The following is a 2,940-nucleotide window of genomic DNA, read 5'->3' as shown; positions in this document are numbered from 1 at the left end:
ACTACAACAAGTCCATCACGCCCAAGACCAACGATCCCATGAGCATCAACTGGAAGGTGAACCAGCCGAAGTACGCCGTCAGCCTGTTCAAGGGCTGGTTCGGCGAGGCGGGCACCAAGGAGAACGGCTACGGCTACGAGTGGACTCCCAAGGTGGAGCCCGGCGAAGAGTACGCCAGCATGTTCATGTTCGACCGCCTGTACAAGAAGCAGATCAAGGGCGCGTTCATCTACGGCCACAACCCGGCCCAGAGCATGCCGAACACGCACAAGATCAGGAAGAGCCTGGAGAACCTGGACTGGCTCGTCATGGGCGAAGTGCACCTGACCGAGACCACGGACTTCTGGCGCGGCCCCGGCGTGGACCCCAAGAAGATCAACACCGAGGTGTTCCTGCTGCCCTGCAGCCACCGCGGCGAAAAGGCCGGCACGGCCACCAACTCCGGCCGCTGGCAGATGTGGCACCACAAGGGCTACGAGCCCATGGGCCTGAGCAAGAGCATGGGCCAGATCGAGGTGGAGCTGTTCCACGCCGTGCGCGACCTGTACAAGAAGGACGGCGGAGTGTTCCCGGAGCCCATCCTGAACCTGGATCTGGACCGCGAGTACGACCCGGAAAAGACGGCCATGAAGATCAACGGCTGGTTCACCCGCGACGCGGAAGTGAACGGCCGCAAGTTCAAGAAGGGCGACCAGGTGCCGAGCTTCGCCTTCCTGACAGACGACGGCGCCACCAACTGCCTGTGCTGGATCTACTCCGGAAGCTACCCGGAAGCTGGCAAGAACCTGTCCAAGCGGCGCGACCACACCCAGACCCCCATGCAGGCGAAGCTTGGGCTTTACCCCAACTTCTCCTTCGCCTGGCCGGTGAACCGCCGCATCATTTACAACCGCGCCAGCGTGGACGTGAACGGCAAGCCCTTCAACCCGGAACTGCCCGTGGTCCTGTGGGACGGCAAGGGCTGGGTGGGCGACGTGGTCGACGGCGGCGGGCCCCCCATGGCCGAACCCGGCGGCAAGTACCCCTTCATCATGCAGACGGAAGGCCATGCCCAGCTCTTCGGCCCCGGCCGCGTGGACGGCCCCCTGCCGGAGCACTACGAGCCCGCGGAAACCCCGCTGGCCAAGAACCCCTTCGGCAAGCAGATGAGCAATCCGGCCATCCGCTGGATCACCAGCGACATGGACAAGCTGGCCAAGAACGCGGACCCGCGCTTCCCCATCGTGCTCACCACCTACAGCTTAACCGAGCACTGGCTCTCCGGCACGGACTCGCGCAACACCAAGATCCTGCTTGAGGCCGAGCCCCAGCTGTATGTGGAGATGAGCCACGAACTGGCCAAGGAAAAGGGCATCAAGAACGGCGACGTGGTCGAAGTGGAAAGCATCCGCGGCAAGGTGCAGGCGGTGGCCATGGTCACCGTGCGCGTGGTGCCCTTCAAGGTCATGGGCAAGACCGTGCACCTGATCGGCATGCCCTTCGCCTTCGGCTGGACCACCCCCGGCGTGGGCGATTCCACCAACAGGCTGACTCCCACCGTGGGCGACCCCAACGTCTACATCCCGGAGTTCAAGGCCTCGCTGGTGAACGTGCGCAAGGCCGTCAAGATCACGGAAATCGAGAGATAACCGCCCGCCCGGCGGACCCGCCCGAACGTGACGGGTCCGCCGGGCAGACGCACAAGGGAGATGCGCCATGCCCAAGACCTTTCTCATCGACACATCGCGCTGCACAGCCTGCCGAGGCTGCCAGATAGCCTGCAAGGAATGGAAGAACTTCCCGGCCGTGCCCACCAAGCAGACCGGCACGCACCAGAACCCGCCCGACCTGGGGCCCTACAACTACAAACTCATCCGCTTCAAGGAATACAAGATGAAGGAGCGCGTGGAGTGGCTGTTCTTCCCCGAACAGTGCCGCCACTGCAACGCCCCCGGCTGCAAGGAAGGCGCGGACGCCATCCTGCCCGGCGCCATCATAAAGGACGAGAAGACCGGAGCCGTGCTCTACACCGAGCTGACCAAGAAGTTCACGCCCCAGCAGTCCGAGGACGTGCGCACCATGTGCCCGTACAACATTCCCCGCCGGAATAACGCCGATGGCGGCATGCTGACCAAGTGCGACATGTGCTTCGACCGCATCACGAACGGCCAGGTGCCCGCCTGCGTGAAGACCTGCTGCACCGGCTGCATGAACTTCGGCGAGCGCGAGGCCATGCTGAAGCTGGCCGAGGAACGCCTGGCAAAGGTCAAGAAGACCTACCCCAAGGCCCAGCTGCTGGACCCCGAGGACGTGAGCGTGATCTTCCTGGTCACGGAGTCGCGCAAGTTGTACCATGACTTCGCCGAGCGCACGGTGCAGCCCAAGACCCAGTTCGCGGAGCTGAACCGCCAGGAGTTGCTGGCCGCCGTGGCCAAGCCCTTCAAGAACCTGCTCGGCTAGATAAGCGCCTTAAACCGCAGCACGGGCCGTGCCGCCGCAAAAGGCAGCGCGGCCCGTTATTTTTCAACCCCCATACATGGAGCATCCATGCGGCAGACCCTCAAAAATCAGGAACGCCTGTTCGACGTGGACGAGGCCCTCGAAGACCTCAAGACCCGCCGCCCGGCCATGGCGGATATCGCCACCTCCTACGCCCTGCTGCAAAAGGCCCGTCTGGAAGCCGTCGCCGCGCTGCCCAAGGCCAGCCTGCCGGACGCCGAGCCCGTCATGGCCGACCTTGCCCACGGGCGGCCCCTGCTGGCCGCGCTGCTGGAAAACCTCGAAAAGCCGGGCGAGGAACTTGTCGCCCGCTTCCGCGTCGCCGCCAAAATCATCCTGCCCCAGGCCGCGCAGGCCTTCCCCAAGCTGGCCCAGGACATGGCCCGTCTGGCGGTGCTGCTCGATTCCACCGGCAGCGGCAAGGACGAGGGCGCGCAACTTGCCGCCGCCCTGCTCGCGGGC

3 protein-coding genes are annotated in these 2,940 nt (G+C 64.5%); all 3 read left to right on the top strand.

The genetic code is table 11. The features are described from left to right. The coding region (locus VN419_RS05985) for a molybdopterin dinucleotide binding domain-containing protein (RefSeq protein ID WP_325645473.1) at positions 1-1,628 on the top strand (1,628 nt) is incomplete at its 5' end. A gap of 67 nt (positions 1,629-1,695) precedes the next feature. Further along, positions 1,696-2,439: a 4Fe-4S dicluster domain-containing protein gene (locus tag VN419_RS05980; RefSeq protein WP_325645471.1), complete on the top strand. Its 744-nt coding sequence runs from the start codon at positions 1,696-1,698 to the stop codon at positions 2,437-2,439. A gap of 87 nt (positions 2,440-2,526) precedes the next feature. Next, on the top strand, positions 2,527-2,940 hold a 414-nt coding region (locus tag VN419_RS05975; protein WP_325645469.1), incomplete at its 3' end, for a hypothetical protein.

Source organism: Humidesulfovibrio sp. (genome assembly GCF_035560995.1).
Taxonomy (GTDB): domain Bacteria; phylum Desulfobacterota; class Desulfovibrionia; order Desulfovibrionales; family Desulfovibrionaceae; genus Humidesulfovibrio.
This window is presented reverse-complemented; position numbering and strand designations above follow the sequence as displayed.

Excerpts from the sequence above, each read along its gene's own strand:
- VN419_RS05980 (WP_325645471.1), top strand. The coding sequence starts at position 1,696 with ATGCCCAAGACCTTTCTCATCGACACATCGCGCTGCACAGCCTGCCGA.